Raw genomic sequence first — 19,552 nt, 5'->3', positions numbered from 1 at the left:
CTTGACATCGGTTGCTCTGGAGAACAGCATGTCCACGCTTACCAAAGCACATGGACGCAAGGGCGGCGGGTCCGCCTAGGCTGTTCTATTAGGGCGGTGTGATCACAACTCATGCTGCCCTTATTCTTTGATGGTCTGCTGAAGTCATAGGTGAGTCCAGCAGACAAAATCCTTCACTATTCACAGCGCTCTTGCGTCAAGCCTAGAATCGGGACTATCAAAGCAAGACGTACTAGATACAGGTACAATTTCCGTTTGATCCACTATAAGTGGGGTTTTGCCCACTTCAAGCTCAAACAATGGATTCATGTGGAATACTGTTTTTCCACAGCTTTATCCCTTAGATGGGAAGCGGTTCGCGGGCCGGGAATTGAGTCGATTCCTCTTCTATGAGTTCCAGTTAATAGCGTTGATTCGCATGGCCCTCATAGCGTCGGTGTAATTGTCGATGTCATGTTCAGTTGTTTGCCGCCGCGATACTCGCAGGTCGCGCTGGAGATCTACGACACGCCGACTTGTCTGAGCCTGAGGCAGTCCGAATTGGTCTGCTAGGGACGCGATGCCAGATGTGCTTGCGAGCGCAGCAAACTTGAGCGGAATAGCGAATGCCAATGCAAACTGATCGGCGTCCGACTCATCTGCTTCGACGAACCGTCCGAACTGGCGTTTGCCGGCTGTAAGGCGATTCCGATGAGTGTGGCCCAAGACCGCGTGCCCCACTTCGTGCAACACCGTGAACCTCGCATCGTAGTCGTTACCGTCGAGAACAGCATTCCATAGGGCGGTCGACAGGTAGATGACACGGTTGTCCGCATCCCAACGAGCATCGCGGCCGACTGCCTCGGGATCTTCTGCATAATCAGAAATCACCTTGCTGATCTTCATACGACGCAACACGTCGAGAGCATCAGGCCGCAGATCGTCCGGGATTCCAAGTTGTTCGCGCAAGCGGTCGGCAAAATTGTCGATTCTTGTCACCGTAGTTCTCCGTACTTGATTTGTTCGTTGAACCATTTGGCCGCAGCGAGTTCTTCTCGCTGCGGCCAAGGTAAGTTAGCTACACCCAGTCGTCGTCCCGCATGTATCGCACTTCAGACACGTGCCATTCCGCACCATCGTGAAGTTGTGGCACTCCGTGCACTGATCCCCCGTATAGCCCTTCATCTGGGCCTCGGCCCTCAGTAATCCCGCATCCTTGGACGGCGGCGGGCTTGGGATGGGGCTCAGTTCTGCCGGGGCGAAGGCCGAGGGGCTCAACTGAGTGTCCACCTTGAGCGCCGTGGCGGTGCGCAGGGCCGTCACGGTCGAGGTCTGCATCGCCTGCACGGGATTGAACTGATGATCGCCCGAGACGATCATCAGGCTCTTGTTGTTGACCTTGCCGCGGGTCATGCCGCGGGAGACAAAGCGCTCGGCGGGCACCGGGGCAGGGGCGGGCGCATTGCTGCGCGCATCCTGGCCTTCGGCAACGCCCTTGCCGAGCGAAGTCGGGCTGTCCGGATTGACGTGGGCAAGGTCGTCGCGGTCGAGATAGGACACGGCCAGTTCACGGAACACATAGTCAAGGATCGAGGTCGCGTTCTTGATGCGGTCATTGCCCATGACCATGCCGGCGGGCTCGAAACGGGTGAAGGTGAAGGCCTCCACATATTCGTCCAGCGGCACGCCATATTGTAGGCCGATCGAGATTGCGATGGCAAAATTGTTCATCATGGCGCGGAAGGCAGCGCCTTCCTTGTGCATGTCGATGAAGATTTCGCCCAGGCGCCCATCGGCATATTCGCCGGTGTGGACATAGACCTTGTGGCCGCCGACGACGGCTTTCTGGGTGTAGCCCTTGCGGCGGTCCGGCATCTTCTCGCGGGAGCGGATTTCCACTTCGCGCTCGATGATGCGCTCGACGATCTTTTCGGCAATCGCCGGCACGCGGGCATCGGCATTCATGGCGGTGAGGGTTTCCACCACGTCCTCGTCTTCCTCGTCATCGGCCGCAGCCAACACGGAGGAGTTCAGTGGCTGGCTCAGCTTGGAGCCGTCGCGATAAAGCGCGTTCGCCTTGAGCGCCAGCCGCCAGGACAGCATGTAGGCTTCCTTGGCGTCTTCCACCGTGGCGTCATTGGGCATGTTGATGGTCTTGGAAATGGCGCCCGAAATGAAGGGCTGCGCGGCAGCCATCATCAGGATGTGGCTTTCCACCGACAGGTAGCGCTTGCCGATCTTGCCGCATGGCGTGGCGCAATCGAACACCGGCAGGTGCTCTGCCTTGAGGTGCGGGGCGCCTTCCAGCGTCATGGCACCGCAAACGTGGATATTGGCCGCCTCGATATCCGCGCGGGAGAAGCCGAGGAAGGAGAGCAGGTCGAAGCTGAAATCGGCGAGATTTTCATCGGTCACGCCGAGCGACTTCAGGAAATCGACGCCCAAGGTCCACTGGTTGAAGATAAACTTGATGTCGAAGGCCGAGGCCGTCGCGGCGTTGAGCGCAGCGATTTTCTCGTCGGTGAAGCCCTTGGCGCGCAGCGTCGAAGGATTGACGCCCGGTGCCTGGTTCAGATTGCCATGGCCGACCGCATATGCCTCCATCTCGGCAATCTGCGCCTCCGAATAGCCCAGCGTGCGCAGGGCAGGTGGCACGGCGCGGTTGATGATCTTGAAGTAGCCACCACCGGCCAGCTTCTTGAACTTCACCAGCGCGAAATCAGGCTCGATGCCGGTGGTGTCGCAATCCATGACCAGGCCAATCGTGCCGGTCGGCGCGATAACCGAAACCTGCGCGTTACGGTAGCCGTGCTTTTCGCCCAGCGCCAACGCGTTGTCCCACGCCACCTTGGCGCGTTCGGAAAGGTTCGCGTCGATCAGCGAGCCATGGTCCAGCGGCACCGGATTGATCGACAGGTTCTCGTAACCCTGCGCATTGCCGTGAGCGGCATTGCGATGGTTGCGGATCACGCGCAGCATGTGCTTGGCGTTGCGCTTATAGTCCTTGAACGGGCCCAGCTCCTTGGCCATTTCGGCCGACGTCGCATAAGAGACGCCCGTCATGATGGCAGTGACTGCACCGGCAATGGCGCGGCCCTCGGCCGAGTCATAGGAAATGCCCGAAGTCATCAGGAAGCCGCCGATATTGGCGTAGCCGATGCCCAGCGTACGATATTCGAACGAGCGCTCGGCAATCGCCTTGGACGGGAACTGCGCCATCATCACCGAGATTTCGAGCACGATGGTCCACAGCCGCACGGTGTGCTCATAGGCCGGCGTGTTGAACGAGCCATCGGCATTGCGATAGGGCAGCAGGTTCACCGAGGCGAGGTTACACGCCGTATCGTCGAGGAACATGTATTCCGAGCAGGGGTTCGACGCATTGATCGGACCAGCTTCGGGCGAGGTGTGCCACTCATTGATCGTGGTGTGATACTGAATACCTGGGTCAGCCGAAGCCCATGCCGCGTAACCAACCTGTTCCCACAGATCGCGTGCCTTCAGCGTCTTGGTCACCTTGCCGGACTGGCGTGCCTTGAGGTCCCAGTCGCCATCACCCTCGACGGCGCGCAGGAAGTCATCCGTCACGCGCACGGAATTGTTGGAGTTCTGGCCCGAAACGGTCAGGTACGCCTCGCTATCCCAATCGGTGTCGTAGACCGGGAATTCGATATCGGTATAGCCCTGCTTGGCAAACTGGATGACGCGGTAGATGTAGTTCTCCGGCACCAGCGCCTTCTTGGCCGCACGCACTTCGCGCTTCAGCGCCGGATTCTTGGCCACGTCAAAGCAGTCGTCGCCGCTGCCTTCGCAGTTCACGGCGGCCTTCATGATGGCCTTGAGGTGCTTGGAAACGACCTTGGAGCCGGTGACCAGCGCCGCGACCTTCTGCTCTTCCTTGACCTTCCAGTTGATGTATTCCTCGACATCGGGGTGGTCGATATCGAGCACCACCATCTTGGCCGCACGGCGCGTCGTGCCGCCCGACTTGATCGCGCCCGCTGCCCGGTCGCCGATCTTGAGGAAGCTCATCAGGCCAGACGACTTGCCGCCGCCCGAAAGCTTTTCGCCCGAACCGCGCAGGGCCGAGAAATTTGTGCCGGTGCCCGAGCCATACTTGAACAGCCGCGCCTCGCGGACCCAGAGGTCCATGATGCCGTTCTCGTTGACCAGATCGTCATTGACCGACTGGATGAAGCAGGCATGCGGCTGCGGATGCTCGTAGGAGCTCTTGGACGCCACCAGCTTGTGGGTGAAGGGGTCCACATAGAAGTGCCCCTGGCCGGGGCCATCGATGCCATAGGCCCAGAACAGGCCCGTGTTGAACCATTGCGGCGAGTTCGGCGCCACGCGCTGCGTCGCCAGCATGAAGGCCAATTCATCACGGAAGGCGAGGGCGTCTTCTTCGCTGGCGAAATAGCCGCCCTTCCAGCCCCAATAGGTCCAGGTGCCGGCCAGGCGATCGAACACCTGGCGCGAATCCATTTCCGAGCCGTAGCGTTCGGCTTCCGGCAGCTTGGCGAGCGCAGCCTCGTCGGGCACGGAGCGCCACAGCCAGGACGGGACGGAATTTTCCTCTACCTTCTTCAGGACCTTGGCGACGCCGGCCTTGCGGAAATATTTCTGCGCGATGATATCGGCAGCCACCTGCGACCACGCCGAAGGAATGGCGATGTTCTCGAGCTTGAATACCACCGAGCCATCGGGATTGCGGATTTCGCTGGTGGCCGAACGGAATTCGATCGAACCGTAACGATCCTGACCGGCGGACGTAAAGCGGCGTTCAATGCGCATGATAGTAACTCGTCTGATTTGGTGGGCCGAGCGCAAGCCTAGACTCGCGGGTCGTGTTGGGTTCACTCAAAGCCCGTTTTGCCCCAGAGTCGACTCGAAGATTTTTTACGCGTCGCCAATTTTTCCACACCACTGCTGGTGACCGCGCCTATGGATGACGCAAAATGTAGTGTTATATATGGGAATAGCGTGGATAACTCGCAAGCGTCATAAATGATTAACGAAAAGCTAAAAAACTCGATCCGCATTGCGCAGCTTGATAACTGCTGGCGCCAAAGCCGCGGCTTCCTTGACTCTTTTGAGAGAGGGGGCGAAGGCAGACTCGGCCACGGGTCTGTCAAGCGTATAAATTTTGCAGATTTGAACAGATCTGCATGACACAAGGTATAGTGTCGGAGGCGCGCCGGGTACGCACTGGTGGTGTTGCTACTTCCTTGAACAGCTGACGAAAAAAGCGGCATGTGGTGTACGCCTGCCTTCCCTTCTCCCCTGAGGGGAGAAGGTGGCCCGCAGGGCCGGATGAGGGGTTCAGCGCCGGTGTTCCTGCCGTGAAGCCTTCACCCCTCTCCCCATTGAAGGGTGAGGGTAAAATGAACCGGCAATATCACCAAATTGCCTGGCCCATTCGTCCATCCCCTCGCCTTTGCCGCACTTCTTTCTAGGCTCGGCCGATGGCCCATGATACACCCGGCGCAATCGCAGACCTCGACGGCGGAATCGACAATTGGCTAAGACCGGTATCAAGCAGTTTCTGACGGAAATCTTCTCCTGGTGGAGCGGCCAGACCTGGGGGACGCGTCTCTGGATCTGGCGGTTCGGCGATTTCGTGGGCACCGACGAGAACGGCAACCGCTACTACCAGGACAAGAAGGCCAACCGCCGTTACGTGACCTATAACGGCGACGCCGACGCCAGCACCATCGGCGCTGGCTGGCACGGCTGGATTCATCACCGCACCGATGTCCTTCCGACCCAGGACAAATATGTGGCCCGCTCCTGGGAAAAGCCGCGCGAGCCCAATCTGACCGGAACGGCCCAGGCCTACCGCCCCGATGGCAGCCTGCTCAACAAGGGCGAACGCCCACGCGTGACCGGTGACTACGAAGCCTGGTCACCAGAATAAGGCCGGCGCATTGCGCTTGCCGGCTCTTCTAGCAGCACTGCTGCCCTTGGCTGCGGGCGTGGCGTTTGTCAGCCTGGCAGCGCCTGCTTGGGCGCAGCCCATAGCCAATCCAATCGCCACCTTTGCCGGCCTCGATAAGATCACCGGCCGCATCACGCGTTTCGACGTCTATATCGACGAGACCGTGCTGTTCGGCGCCCTGGAACTCACACCCCGCGCCTGCTACAGCCGCCCGCCCACCGAGTCCCAGCGTGTTTCGGCTTTCCTCGAAGTCGACCAGCGCAGCCTCACAGGCACCTCCAAACGCATCTTCACCGGCTGGATGTTCGCCGACAGCCCCGCACTGAACGCCGTCGACCACGCCGTCTACGACGTCTGGCTCATCGAATGCAAAACCAGCACCGACGTCCCGCCGCCGGATGCGCGGTAGGCGAGGGGCACGGAGTCTACCCGCAGTCTTCAGGTACGACGCCCCACAGAGGACATCGCGCCTTTAGACCCTTGAACAACCGATTGCGCAACTCACTCCGCCGCCTTCGTCGCATAATTTGGACGGCGCTCCATCACCTCCTTGAGGAATCGCCCCGTATACGACCGCTCGACCATCGCAACCTCTTCCGGCGTGCCCACCGCAACGATTTCTCCGCCTTGGTCGCCGCCTTCCGGCCCCAGATCGATCACCCAGTCCGCGGTCTTGATGACCTCCAGATTGTGCTCGATCACCAGCACCGTATTGCCGCCCTCTACAAGTTCCTGCAGCACTTCAAGTAACTTGGCTACGTCATGGAAATGCAACCCAGTTGTGGGCTCGTCCAGCATATAAAGCGTGCGCCCTGTGGCCCGCTTGCTCAACTCCTTGGAAAGCTTGACGCGCTGCGCCTCGCCGCCTGAAAGCGTGTTCGCAGGCTGCCCGACCTTCACATAGCCAAGCCCGACCCGCTGAAGCGTAACGAACTTGTCACGGATAGTCGGCACCGCCGAAAAGAAGTCGACGGCCTCGTCAATCGTCATGTCCAGCACGTCCGAGATGGACTTGCCCTTGAACTGCACTTCCAGCGTTTCGCGGTTGTAGCGCTTACCCTTGCAGACATCGCAGGTGACATAAACGTCGGGCAGGAAGTGCATCTCGATCTTGAGAACGCCATCGCCCTCGCACTTCTCGCAACGGCCGCCCTTGACGTTGAAGCTGAACCGGCCCGGCCCATAACCGCGCGTCTTGGCTTCCGGCAGGCCCGAAAACCACTCGCGCAGCGGCGTGAACGCCCCCGTATAAGTCGCCGGGTTGGAACGCGGCGTGCGCCCGATGGGCGACTGGTCGATATCGATGACCTTGTCGAGAAATTCGAGGCCCGTCAGCGATTCATGTGGGGCAGGGACTACGCGCGCGCCATTCAGCCGCCGCGCAATCGCCTGATACATGGTGTCGATCATCAGTGTCGACTTGCCGCCGCCCGAAACGCCCGTGATGGCCACGAACATGCCCAGCGGCACATCCACCGAAACGTTCTTGAGATTGTTGCCTGTCGCACCCTTGATACTCAGCGCCTTGCCGGTCTTGCCCTGGCGCCGTTCGGCGGGGAGGGGAATGCCCATGCGGCCGGACAGATATTTGCCGGTCAGCGAATCTGGGTGGTTGAGAATGTCCTGCGGCGTGCCCTCGGCCACGATATGGCCGCCATGTACACCGGCGCCGGGCCCGATATCCACGACATAGTCTGCTGTCAGGATCGCGTCCTCGTCGTGCTCAACCACGATCACCGTATTGCCGATGTCACGCAGCCGCTGCAGCGTTTCGAGCAGTCGCGCATTGTCGCGCTGATGCAGGCCAATGGATGGCTCGTCCAGCACATAGAGCACGCCCGTCAACCCGGAGCCGATCTGGCTCGCCAGCCGGATGCGCTGCGATTCACCGCCCGAAAGCGTGCCCGAATTGCGCGACATGGACAGGTAATCCAGCCCCACATCGATCAGGAATTTCAGGCGCTCGTTGATTTCCTTGAGGATACGCTCGCCGATCAGCTTCTGGTTCGGCGTGAACTTGGCCGGCAACTGCTCGAACCATTCGGCCGTGTTGCGGATCGACTTTTCCGTGACCTGCCCGATATGCAGTCCATCGAGCTTGACCGCCAGCGCTTCCGGCTTGAGCCGATAGCCACCACAGGCAAAGCACGGCTTGGCCGACATGTATTTCTCGATTTCCTCGCGCATGCCGGCGCTTTCGGTTTCCTTGTAGCGGCGCTCAAGGTTGCCGATCACGCCCTCGAAGGGCTTGGTTGTCTTGTATTGGCGCAGGCCATCGTCATAAACGAAGTTGACCGGGACCTTGCCCGTGCCGAACAGCACCGCATGCTGCACTTCGAATGGCAGCTCGTTCCAGGCCGTGCCGGTCGAGGCGCCATATTGCTTCACCACCGCCTGCAGCGTCTGCAGGTAATAAGGTGCCGATGTCTTGGACCAGGGCAGGATGGCGCCATCGCGGATCGACAGCGTCGGATCGGGCACGATCTGGTCCGGATCGATCTTCTGCTCGGTACCAAGACCATCGCAAACCGGGCAGGCGCCGAACGGGTTGTTGAACGAAAACAGCCGCGGCTCGATCTCGGCAATGGTGAAACCCGAAACCGGGCAAGCGAATTTTTCCGAGAACGTGACCTGGTATGGTGTGCCGTCCTCGTTCTTCTGGTCGGCGAATTCCACCAGCGCGATTCCGTCCGCCAGCTTCAGCGCCGTCTCGAAACTCTCCGCCAGGCGCCCGGAAATGTCTGGCCCCACCACGAGGCGGTCCACCACCACTTCGATGTCGTGCTTGAACTTCTTGTCGAGCGCCGGCGCGTCCTCGATCTCGTGATATTCCCCGTCGATCTTGACGCGCTGGAAACCCTTGCGCATCAGATCGGCCAATTCCTTCTTGTACTCGCCCTTGCGCCCGCGCGCGATCGGCGCCAGCAGGTAAAGCCGCGTGCCCTCGGGCATCTCCAGCACCTTGTCGACCATTTGCGACACGGTCTGTGACTCGATCGGCAGCCCCGTCGCCGGCGAATAGGGCACCCCCACGCGCGCATAAAGCAGGCGTAGATAATCGTAGATTTCGGTGACCGTGCCGACGGTCGAGCGCGGATTGCGTCCCGTAGTCTTCTGCTCGATTGAAATGGCGGGAGACAGGCCTTCGATGTGTTCCACATCCGGCTTCTGCATCATTTCCAGGAACTGGCGGGCATAGGCGGACAGCGACTCCACATAGCGCCGCTGCCCCTCCGCATAGATGGTGTCGAACGCCAGGGACGACTTGCCGGACCCCGATAACCCTGTCATCACGATCAGGGAGTCGCGCGGCAGCCTGATATCGATGCCCTTCAAATTGTGCTCGCGCGCACCGCGCACGACGAGTTCACGATTCTGGCTGGGCATTGGCGTCATCATTTCAGTCCATGGCTCAAGGCGCCGAAATGCGGCACCGCGACAAAGTCGATAGCTGGCGTAAGGTAGGGAAGGCCCCACAAATAGGCGTCGCTTGCCTCCGCCGCAAGCAGCCCAGATGCATGGCCGCCCGGCAGCCTGTCATTTTACCGTTACGCCCACCCCGGCAAAGCACGATTCTGACTGGTGAACATAAGCGGAACAAATTGCCGTTCGTCAAGTCAATCCGTCGACGCGCTGATCGATGTGAATGCCGAGGGGAGAACGAGCCCGCTGCTTGGGGCAGGGCTGCTGACAAACCGTGTCAGCAGGTTCAGCTTTCCCGCCGCCTTGACGTGCTCTGATTGAGAACATAAAGTGAACGAAAATAACAGTCCTGTTCACAACCTCAGATCGCACGAGCGTCGGGCAGGGCGGCGGAGTAAAGTGCATCCGCTATGTAAGTGAGCGTCTGGCCGGGCCACTGGGCCGCCGGGCTGAATTGAAAAGGAATAGGCGATGGCAGGCAGTGTGAACAAGGTCATCCTGGTTGGCAATCTGGGCGCAGACCCGGAGGTGCGCAACCTCCCGAGCGGGGGCAAGGTGGTGAACCTGTCCATCGCGACCTCGGAAAACTGGAAAGACAAGAACACCGGCGAGCGCCGCGAAAAGACCGAATGGCACCGCGTGGTGATCTTCTCGGAAGGCCTGACGCGCGTGGCCGAAAGCTATCTGCGCAAGGGCAGCAAGGTCTATATCGAAGGCCAGTTGCAGACCCGCAAATGGCAGGACCAGTCCGGCGCCGACAAATACTCCACCGAGATCGTGCTGCAGGGCTTCAACTCGAACCTGACGCTGCTTGATGGCCGCAACGATGCCGAAGGTGGCGGCGGCAATTACGGTGGCGGCAACGAGGGCGGTGGTTTCCGCGGCGCGCGCGACAACGCGGGCGGCGGCCGGCGCCCAGCGGCCAATGCCCCGGCTTTCGAGCCGGGCGGCATGGACGACGACATCCCGTTTTAACGCCTGATTTCCACACACGCCCCCATGGTGAGTTTCTTCGCTGTGGGGGTATTCCCGTTCGGGCCCCGGCTAGGCGGCAGGTTTGAATGTCCTGCTGGTGTTGCGCCCGGCGGCTTTGGCGGCATAAAGCGCCGCATCCGCGTTGCGGAACAAATCCTCGGCAAGCCATCCGCTCCCCTGGACGACACCCACTGACGCACCCAGGTTCAGCACGTGTCCTGCGCATTCCAGCGGCTCGGCTATCGTCCTGACGATTTCTGCTGCCAGCGCCTCCACCTCCTGGGCGGTGCAATTGCTGGCCGTCAGCACCGCAAATTCGTCGCCACCGATGCGGGCGACCAGCACGGCGCTTTGGCAGCTGGCCTTGAGGCGCAGCGCGGCTTCCCGAATGCAGGCATCGCCTACGGCATGCCCATAGGTATCGTTGACCTGCTTGAACCCATCCAGGTCGACCAACAGCAACCCACCGATCCGGTGCCTGCCAAGGTCCTGCAGATAACTCTGGAACTGAGCGCGATTGGCCAGCCCGGTCATCACGTCGAATTCCGCCAAATAGCGGGTTTGATCACCCAGCAGCTTTTCTTCCGTGATGTCCTGTTTCATCCCGAAAATGCGATGCGCAACGCCGTTTCGGCTCTCCACCGCACCTGTAAGCCGCACCCAGCGCTCTTTGCCCGTCGCCGTCACGATCTCCACATTGAGCGAAAAGTCCGTGCAATTGGCAATCGCCTGCGCCCGTGCCGCTTCCATTGCGATCCGGGACTCCGGTTTGTAGAAGCCCAGCGTCAATTCGCGCGTGACCGGCGTGGTGCGAGCGATTTCGAAGATATCGTAGACGCCGTTGGTCCAAAACAGCTTGTTGTCAGACAAATCGCACTGCCACACGCCAACCTTGGCCGTCGCCGACGCGCGATCGAACAGGTTCCGGCGTTGTTCTTCAAGCGCTTCATAGTCAGCAATGACTGCCTGCTGCTTTTCTATCACCGCCTGTTGCCGCCGCACCAAGGCGGCCGCAAGCACATCACTGGCGACGGCCGCCGTGGATTGCGCGACCTCGGCGCTACGAGGACGGGCATCGAACAGGCTGAGCAGCATGGCGGGCCTGCCATCTGCGGACGCGAGCACCAGCCCGATATAAAAACCAGCGCGAGGGCAGGGCCCGTTTTGAACAAAGGGGGAGGGCTGTTCGAGAGCGGCAGCCTCGAGCGCCGCGATGTCCGGACCATACTCGCCCAAGGTCACGGTTGGAATAAGCCCCGCCGCAGCAATGGTGCTCAGCCGGCCTCCCTCTACGCCGAGCAAGACACAAAGTCGTTCCAGGCGAAGTGCCAATGCGCTCTGATGCACCTCGTGGTCAGAACGATGGTTGTCTGAATAAAGCGCTTCTGCGGCTATCAACGGATTCTTCCCAAGACAAGACGTCTAGGCTATCTGCCGATGGTTAAAACTTCTTCTGCCTCAAGACTTTGCCGATAACCAACGAGGCGCTGACTTCGATATATTCTCGCAGATTATCGAGAGAACGGCACCTCTGCCCGCAGATAGTCGCCGTTCTCGACGTACATCACCTCAAACACGACATCGATGGCCTCGCGCTGCAGGTTGATCTGCGCCGTGATGTTGAGGTCCTTGCCCTCGTCATCCTGGTCCCGCTCGCGCAGATTGAACACCAGTCCGCCGCCGCGCTTCTGTCCCACGGCGATGCCGGTGAAATTGGCATTGGAACTCATCACCGCTTCATAGCGCCTGCTCGCCGCGATATAGGCCATGGTGCCGGCCACCGACAATTGCGTGCCGGCCAGCATGCACCGGCCATTATAGTTGACCTTGTCCACGTTGCCCTGCGTCACCGACAGGCGGCACATCACGGTCTGCTTGTCGGCACCGATCAGCACCCCGCGCCCGCGCCATTCCCCGATATAGGATTGCAGCAAGGCGATTTCTGCCGGCCCCGCGAAAGCAGGAGCCATTGCGGCGCCCGCAGCGAGAAGCAAACCCGCCAGCGCCACAACACGCGACCGGCGTCCGAAACAGATCATGGCCACCGGCCTCCAACAAACCACACCACCGAATCGGCGCCGATCATCTAATCGGGGCCACTACGAGCCCACAAGCGGCCATGCTCACGTCTTCGTAAGCGGTATCGACGCTGTAACCGGTCTGCGTATCGCTGTCAGGGTCATTGGGACGCAAGTCGGCCCCGGATTGATCCGGGGCCAAGCACTCATGCGGCAAGAGCCGTCGAATTGGCCCGCAGGAACTCGGCGAACGCCTGCGGCTTGCGGCCGGAATAGCGCTCGACGACATCAGTCACGACGCCATGATGGCCGAGCACGGCATCGGTCTGGAACGCAACCAGCACGTCCGCAAATCCTTCCGGCACGCCCGCCGAAACCATGCCGGCGCGAAGTTCGGCTGGCGTAACGGCAATGCTCCTGACCGGCTTGCCGCCAAGTTCGGAATAGAGCGCCGCGCGGTCTTCATTGGTCACTGGGGCAGGGCCCGTCACATCTTCGATGGTCTTGCCCTCTGCCAACAGCAATGCGCCGGCCGCAGCGCGTGCCGTATCGGCGCGGGTGACATAGGCCGTGCCCCGGTCGCCGATCAGCCCGAACAATTGTCCCGAGGCAATCACCTGGTTGATGTTGCCCAGATTGTTCTCGGCATACATGTGGTTGCGCAAAATGGTGAAATCGACGCCGCTCTGCGCCAGCGCGACCTCGGTCCAGAAATGTTCCGGCACCACACCCGCATCTGCATCGGGCCGTGCGGCTGGCGCAGACGTATAGACGATGTGCTTGATGCCCGCGGCCTTCGCCGCTTCGATCGCCGCCGTCTGCTGGGCGACGCGCTTGCCGATGCCGTCCGTGCTGATCAGCAGCAGCCGATCGACACCGGCAAATCCAGCCTCCAGGCTGGCCAGATCATCGAAATCGATGCGCCGCACCTCTACATTGCTGCCCAGATCCGTCAGCTTGGCCGGGTCCCGCGTTCCCGCGATGATCTTCGTCGCCCCTCTGGCAACAAGCTCCTCCACAGCCAAGCGGCCCAGCTTGCCGCCAGCGCCGGTGACCAGCAGCGCCTGATCCTTGAATTGCGTCATGATGCACTCCTTGATTGTCCGAAATCCTTGCGGCAGATGCCTGGGGAGAGTAAGTATCGGATAGAGAGTGCTATCTAGGCGGCATCGGTTCGTCGCGAAAGGAGGCACTTTCCCCGCACAACGTCACCACGAGGTAACTTCATGCTCGCACCTCTCGATCAGGCCGCCGAAGTCGTCCAGCGCTGGAACGACAATGTCGGAAACCCGCAGGGCGATTGTCCCGTCCGCGGCGTGCTGGACAAAATCTCCGACAAATGGAGCATGCTGCTGGTGATGACACTGGCCTCCGCCCCCCGCCGCTTCAATCAGCTTCGCCGCGAAGTGCCCGACATTTCCCAGAAGATGCTGACCCAAACCCTGCGCGATCTGCAGCGCGACGGCATGGTCTCGCGCAAGGTCTTCGACACCAAGCCACCCTCCGTCGAATACCGCCTGACGGACCTGGGCCAATCCATCATCGTGCCCTTCGGCCATCTGATCGTCTGGGCCAGCCAGAACCACCCCCGCATCGACGAGGCCCGCGCCGTATTCGACGAGGCGGCCTGAATCAAGTTGAGGTGCATCAGGAGACCTCATGGTGAGCCTGTCGAACCACGAGGTCGAGCGAGTGGAGGGTCTGGTGGTGCCACAACCTCGTCCTTCGACAAGCTCAGGATGAGGTCTACTGAGGGCTTATTCTCTGGATTGAATCATGGTGAGCCGACATCAAAACGCCCCGCCGCCCGCTCTCCACAGGCAAGCGGCCTGAAATTAGCATTTTCGGTCGGGATCACTTATATATTGGCTAACCAGATCAACCAAGAATCACCCCAGTGACCGATACGCCCAACGACGGAACTGGCGCGCTGCCGCCCTCCGATATCACGACGATTTCCATCACCGACGAAATGCGCAAGTCGTATCTCGATTACGCGATGAGCGTGATCGTGAGCCGCGCGCTGCCAGACGTGCGCGACGGCCTCAAGCCGGTGCACCGGCGCATCCTGTTTTCGATGAGTGAGAACGGCTACGAATACAACAAGCCCTTCCGCAAATCGGCCCGCGTCGTCGGCGACGTTATCGGTAAGTACCACCCGCACGGCGACAGCGCGGTCTACATGGCTCTGGTGCGCATGGCGCAGGATTTTTCCATGGGCGAAATGCTCGTGGAAGGACAGGGCAATTTCGGCTCGGTCGACGGCGATATGCCTGCGGCCATGCGATACACCGAAGTGCGCATGCGCCGGATCACCAATTCCCTGCTCGATGACCTCGACAAGGACACGGTGGATTTCCGCGACAACTATGACGGCTCCGAACATGAGCCGACCGTGTTGCCCGCCCGTTTCCCCAACATGCTGGTCAATGGCGGCGGCGGTATCGCTGTCGGCATGGCGACCAACATTCCCACCCACAATCTGGGCGAAACCATCGACGCGGCCCTGCTCATGCTCGACAACGAGCATGCGACGGCCGAAGAACTGCTCGAAGTTCTCCCCGGTCCCGATTTCCCCACCGGCGGCATCATCCTGGGCCGCGCCGGCATTCGCCAGGCCTATGAAACCGGCCGTGGCTCGGTCATGGTACGCGGCCGCGTTGCCGTTGAGGAAATTCGCAAGGAACGCGAAGCCCTTATCATCACCGAGTTGCCGTATCAGGTGAACAAGGCGACGATGGTTGAGAAGATTGCCGAGCTCGTGCGCGAAAAGCGTATCGAGGGCATCGCCGACATGCGCGACGAATCTTCGCGCGAAGGCATGCGCGTCGTCATCGAGATCAAGCGCGATGCGCTGGCCGATGTCGTTCTCAACCAGCTCTACCGCTTCACCCAGCTGCAATCCTCGTTTGGCTGCAATTTCGTTGCGCTCAATGGCGGCAAGCCACAGCTGATGAATTTGCGCGAGATCCTGCAGGCCTTCATCGATTTCCGTCACGAGGTGGTTACGCGTCGTGCCCGCTTCCTGCTCAACAAGGCCCGCGATCGCGCCCACATCCTGGTCGGTCTTGCGGTTGCCGTTACCAATATCGATGAAGTCATCGCCCTGATCCGCACCGCGCCCGATCCGGCGACGGCCCGCGAGCAGTTGATGACCCGCCGCTGGCCGGCCGAGGACGTTGCCCCGCTGATCAAGCTGATCGACGATCCGCGCCACCGCATCAACGAAGACGGCACGTTCAACCTCTCCGAGGAACAGGCCCGCGCTATCCTCGAACTGCGCCTCGCCCGCTTGACCGCGCTTGGCCGCGATGAAATCGGCGATGAACTCAACGGCCTTGGCGGTGAGATCGAGGATTACCTTGATATCCTGCGTTCCCGCGAACGCGTGGTCGAGATCATCCGCACCGAACTCACCGAGATCAAGGAGCAGTTCGCCACCCCGCGCCGCACCGAGATCTCCGACGTTGTCGGCGATTTCGACGACGAGGATCTGATCGCCCGCGAGGATATGGTCGTCACCGTATCGCACGAGGGCTACATCAAGCGCGTGCCGCTCTCGACCTATCGCTCGCAGAACCGCGGCGGCAAGGGCCGCTCCGGCATGGCGACGCGTGACGAGGATTTCGTATCCCGCCTGTTCGTGGCCAATACGCACACGCCGGTGCTGTTCTTCACCGACCGCGGCATTGCCTACAAGCTCAAGGTCTGGCGCCTGCCACTGGCGCAGGCCAATGCGCGCGGCAAGGCGCTGATCAATATCCTGCCGCTGGAGCAGGGCGAACGCATCACCACCATCATGCCGCTGCCCGAGGACGAGACCAGCTGGGCTAACCTCGACATCATGTTCGCCACCACGCGCGGCACCGTGCGCCGCAATTCGCTCGCTGACTTTGTCGAAGTGCGCCAGAACGGCAAGATTGCCATGAAGCTCGACGAGGGCGATCAGATCGTCGGCGTCGAAACCGCCAATGCGCATGACGACGTCCTGTTGACCACCGCACTCGGCCAGGCCATTCGCTTCCGCACCGATGACGTCCGCCTGTTCAAGGGCCGCGATTCCATGGGTGTGCGCGGCATCCAGCTGGCCGAGGGCGACAAGGTCATATCCATGGCCGTCATCAACCACTCCGACGCCTCGGCCGAAGACCGTGCCGCCTATCTCAAGATGAGCCGTGCGGTCCGTGGCGAGCAGACTGACGAGGAAAGCTCGACCGACGAAGCTGATGTCGTCGCCGGCGCCCTGTCGCAGGAACGCTATGCAGAGATGAGCGCCACCGAGCAGTTCATCCTGACCATCTCCGAAAATGGCTATGGCAAGCGCACGTCCAGCCACGAATACCGGATCACCGGCCGCGGCGGTAAGGGCATCGTCGCCATGGCCGTCAACAAGCGCAACGGCCATCTGGTCTCCAGCTTCCCAGTGGAAGAAGAGGACCAGATCATGCTGATCACCGATGGCGGCCAGACCATCCGTCTGCCCGTCGGCGGCGACAAGCCGATCCGCATCGTCTCGCGAGGCTCGCAGGGGGTCATCGTCTTCGACACGGCAGAAGGCGAGAAGGTCGTCTCCGTCGAGCACATCAGCGAGCCAGAGAGCGAAGAAGACCTGCCGAGCGCTCCGGAAGCCCCTGAGGCTCCCGAGCCACCGGCATCCGAATAAGAATGAAAGGGGCGCTTCGGCGCCCCTTGTTCTTGCCAGCAATCGCCTCCCATGACAAAACCCACTGCAACAACAAGGGGGAGGGCGTCATGGCCAATCTGGTGGGCTTTTATCCAGGATCGTTCGATCCGCTGACCAATGGGCACTTGGACGTCATCGAGCGCGCCTGCAAGCTGGTCGACACACTGGTGGTCGCCGTCGGCATCAACCCCGGCAAGAAGACGCCGCTTTTCGCCCACGACGACCGCCTGCGCGTCCTCGAGCAGGTGCTGGCGCCCGTCGGCAAACGCACCGACACCGAGTTCCGCATCGTCGATTTCTCTGGCCTGATGGTCAACGCCGCCCGCGACCACGGCGCCAAGCTCATCATCCGCGGCCTGCGCGACACCACCGATTACAATTATGAAATGCAGATGGTCGGCATGAACGCCCAGATGGCGCCCGATCTGCAGACCGTATTCCTGCCCTCCAGCCCCCCGGTTCGGCATATCTCGGCCACATTGGTGCGCCAAATCGCTGAAATGGGCGGGGATATTTCCGCCTTCGTCCCGCAAATCGTTCTCAAGGCCCTCAAGAGCAAATGATCACCATCACTCGCCGCCTGTTTGGCGCCCTCGTCATCGGCGCTGCTGCCCTAAGCGCTGCACCTGCCTTCGCCCAGACCGGCACGCCGCACCTGATCCTGACTCTTGAGGACGGCACCGTCGATATCGAGCTGCTGCCCGCCATCGCGCCCAAGCATGTCGAGCGCATCATCGCGCTGACCAACGAAGGCTTCTACGACGGCATCGTTTTCCACCGGGTCATCGAAGACTTCATGGCCCAGACGGGCGACCCGACCGGCACCGGCATGGGCGGCTCCGAACTTCCCGATGTCGAAGCCGAATTCAACAGCGAAAGCTTCCAGCCCGGCGCTGTTGGCGCTGCCCGCTCGCAGGACCCCAACTCCTTCAATTCGCAGTTCTTCATCACCACAGGCGACGCCAGCTTCCTCGATGGCCAATACACCGTCTTCGGCAAGGTCGTCTCCGGCATGGACGCCGTTAACGCCATCGAAAAAGGCCCCGCCGATCAGAACGGCCAGGTCGCCAACCCCGACAAGATCGTCGAAGCCAAGATCGAATATAAGTAAGCGAGCCTCTTTGCACGCACGGTGTCTTCACACGCTCGGTGTCATCCCGGCGCAGGCCGGGATCCATCCTGAGATGGCTGAACTTGGTGCAGTGGTGGAAACATCTCAAGATGGACCCCGGCCTCCGCCGGGGTGACACCGGGTTTGTTGCCTATCCAGTAGTTGCACCCATCACCCAATCGCATTACATCCGCCCCACAATCGCAAACCGAAAGTATCAAGCACATGGCTGAATACGCCGATCCGGAAAACACCCTCGTCATCGAAACCACCAAGGGCAACGTCGTCATTGCGATGCGCCCGGACCTGGCGCCAAACCACGTCGCTCACATCAAGAAGCTGGCGCGTGAAGGCTTCTACGACGGCATCGTGTTCCACCGCGTCATCGATGGCTTCATGGCCCAGACCGGCTGCCCCGAAGGCCGCGGCACCGGCGGTTCGAAGTACCCGAACCTGAAGCAGGAATTCAACGCCGAGCCCCACGTCCGCGGCACCGCCTCCATGGCCCGCGCCCAGAGCCCCGACTCGGCCAATTCGCAGTTCTTCATCTGCTTCACCGACGCGCCGTTCCTCAACAAGCAGTACACTGTCTGGGGCCAGGTCATCGAAGGCATGGAAAACGTCGACCAGATAAAGCGCGGCGAGCCTGTCATCAACCCCGACAAGATGGTCTCGGTCAAAGTCGCCGCTGACATCGCTGCCTGAGCGTCCGGCTGAGTGACAGCGCCTTCATCGGGCGCTCGTCGCTTCCACAATCGTCACCCTCGGGCCTGACCCGAGGGTTCTTTTTGTCAGCCACTCAAGGAGCAGCGCTTGCGTATGGACGCCATCCTCTGGACGCTGATGGGCGTCATAGCCGGTGCCTGCGTGGCGACCCAGGCACCGATCAACGCGCAATTGGGCCGCAGCCTCGGCGTCCCCATCGCGGCTGCCGGCGTATCCTTCGTCGCGGGCGCCATCCTGCTGTGGACCATCGCCTTCATCTATAGCGCCGCCGCCTCGATCCCGATCAATTTCGGCGCTCCCGCACCCTGGACCTTCGTCGCCGGCGGCGTCCTCGGCGCCTTCTACGTCTTTTCCAACATCATGCTCACCCCCATGATCGGCGCCGCCGCCGTCATGGCTCTGTCGGTCGCCGGCCAGCTCGTCGGCGGCATGTTCCTCGACCGCATCGGCTTCATGGGCATGGCCGTCCGCGAAATCTCCCTCGGCCGCATAGCCGGCGCCATGCTCCTCGTCACCGGCGCCCTGATGATCCGCCTGCTCTGATCGGCTTTCGGCATGGCCAGGCACCGGTTCACCTCGCCCCTTGTATGTTTCCTTTGAGGCCGTGATTGACGATGATCGGCCTTGGAGCGTGGCGTGAGCCATGGTCCGGGCCGGATAGCCTGTAGCCCCTCAGAGCCAGCCAAGCTCGCCCTTGA

General features: G+C 61.1%; 15 protein-coding genes. 9 read left to right on the top strand and 6 right to left on the bottom strand.

Annotated elements, in window-relative coordinates; all coding sequences use genetic code 11:
* Positions 1–387: 387 nt before the first annotated feature.
* Positions 388–978 carry an ImmA/IrrE family metallo-endopeptidase gene (locus C8264_RS19400; RefSeq protein WP_162783782.1) on the bottom strand — a complete coding sequence of 197 codons (591 nt, stop codon included), beginning with the start codon at positions 976–978 and terminating at the stop codon, positions 388–390.
* A gap of 75 nt (positions 979–1,053) precedes the next feature.
* Positions 1,054–4,773, bottom strand: a complete 3,720-nt coding sequence (locus C8264_RS19395; protein WP_108462637.1) for a vitamin B12-dependent ribonucleotide reductase — start codon at positions 4,771–4,773, stop codon at positions 1,054–1,056.
* Positions 4,774–5,512: 739 nt separating this feature from the next.
* On the opposite strand from C8264_RS19395, the gene C8264_RS19390 reads away from it, so the two are divergent.
* Positions 5,513–5,896, top strand: coding sequence for an NADH:ubiquinone oxidoreductase subunit NDUFA12 (locus C8264_RS19390; RefSeq protein ID WP_108462680.1), 384 nt, complete (start codon positions 5,513–5,515; stop codon positions 5,894–5,896).
* Positions 5,897–5,912: 16 nt separating this feature from the next.
* Complete coding sequence (locus C8264_RS19385) at positions 5,913–6,326, top strand: DUF2155 domain-containing protein (RefSeq protein WP_425430701.1); 414 nt, start codon at positions 5,913–5,915, stop codon at positions 6,324–6,326.
* A gap of 92 nt (positions 6,327–6,418) precedes the next feature.
* On the opposite strand, the gene uvrA is transcribed toward C8264_RS19385, so the two are convergent.
* The gene (uvrA, locus tag C8264_RS19380) at positions 6,419–9,304 is read right to left on the bottom strand and encodes an excinuclease ABC subunit UvrA (protein WP_205245734.1); all 2,886 of its coding nucleotides are present in this window, start codon (positions 9,302–9,304) and stop codon (positions 6,419–6,421) included.
* A gap of 507 nt (positions 9,305–9,811) precedes the next feature.
* Between uvrA and ssb the strand changes: the two genes are divergently transcribed.
* Positions 9,812–10,315, top strand: coding sequence for a single-stranded DNA-binding protein (gene ssb, locus C8264_RS19375; RefSeq protein WP_108462634.1), 504 nt, complete (start codon positions 9,812–9,814; stop codon positions 10,313–10,315).
* 69 nt (positions 10,316–10,384) lie between these two features.
* On the opposite strand, the gene C8264_RS19370 is transcribed toward ssb, so the two are convergent.
* The 3 genes from C8264_RS19370 to C8264_RS19360 all read right to left on the bottom strand — a co-directional run bounded on the left by C8264_RS19370 (position 10,385) and on the right by C8264_RS19360 (position 13,418).
* Complete coding sequence (locus tag C8264_RS19370; RefSeq protein WP_245893401.1) at positions 10,385–11,617, bottom strand: diguanylate cyclase domain-containing protein; 1,233 nt, start codon at positions 11,615–11,617, stop codon at positions 10,385–10,387.
* A 209-nt stretch (positions 11,618–11,826) separates the two neighbouring features.
* Positions 11,827–12,354, bottom strand: coding sequence for a hypothetical protein (locus C8264_RS19365; RefSeq protein WP_108462633.1), 528 nt, complete (start codon positions 12,352–12,354; stop codon positions 11,827–11,829).
* Between the two features lie 185 nt (positions 12,355–12,539).
* Positions 12,540–13,418 carry an NAD(P)H-binding protein gene (locus C8264_RS19360; protein ID WP_108462632.1) on the bottom strand — a complete coding sequence of 293 codons (879 nt, stop codon included), beginning with the start codon at positions 13,416–13,418 and terminating at the stop codon, positions 12,540–12,542.
* 141 nt (positions 13,419–13,559) lie between these two features.
* Between C8264_RS19360 and C8264_RS19355 the strand changes: the two genes are divergently transcribed.
* The 6 genes from C8264_RS19355 (at position 13,560) to C8264_RS19330 (ending at position 19,397) form a co-directional block, all read left to right on the top strand.
* Positions 13,560–13,964: a winged helix-turn-helix transcriptional regulator gene (locus C8264_RS19355; protein WP_108462631.1), complete on the top strand. Its 405-nt coding sequence runs from the start codon at positions 13,560–13,562 to the stop codon at positions 13,962–13,964.
* Between the two features lie 266 nt (positions 13,965–14,230).
* Positions 14,231–16,996 carry a DNA gyrase subunit A gene (gyrA, locus tag C8264_RS19350; RefSeq protein WP_281261469.1) on the top strand — a complete coding sequence of 922 codons (2,766 nt, stop codon included), beginning with the start codon at positions 14,231–14,233 and terminating at the stop codon, positions 16,994–16,996.
* Between the two features lie 89 nt (positions 16,997–17,085).
* Positions 17,086–17,580 (top strand): pantetheine-phosphate adenylyltransferase, encoded by a 495-nt coding sequence (gene coaD, locus C8264_RS19345; RefSeq protein ID WP_108462677.1) that lies wholly within the window; start codon positions 17,086–17,088, stop codon positions 17,578–17,580.
* Entirely contained in the window at positions 17,577–18,128 is a 552-nt protein-coding gene (locus C8264_RS19340; protein WP_108462630.1) for a peptidylprolyl isomerase, read from the top strand. The genes coaD and C8264_RS19340 overlap by 4 nt, the downstream gene beginning before the upstream one ends.
* Before the next feature lie 225 nt (positions 18,129–18,353).
* Positions 18,354–18,833: a peptidylprolyl isomerase gene (locus tag C8264_RS19335; protein WP_108462629.1), complete on the top strand. Its 480-nt coding sequence runs from the start codon at positions 18,354–18,356 to the stop codon at positions 18,831–18,833.
* A 114-nt stretch (positions 18,834–18,947) separates the two neighbouring features.
* A complete protein-coding gene (locus C8264_RS19330; protein WP_108462628.1) occupies positions 18,948–19,397 on the top strand; it encodes a DMT family transporter in 450 nt (149 codons plus the stop codon).
* Positions 19,398–19,552 lie beyond the last annotated feature (155 nt).

This window comes from Devosia naphthalenivorans, from assembly GCF_003056355.1.
In the GTDB taxonomy this organism is placed as follows: Bacteria; Pseudomonadota; Alphaproteobacteria; order Rhizobiales; family Devosiaceae; genus Devosia; species Devosia naphthalenivorans.
Note: the sequence above shows the minus strand (reverse complement) of the source record. Positions and strands in the feature narration are given on the sequence as shown.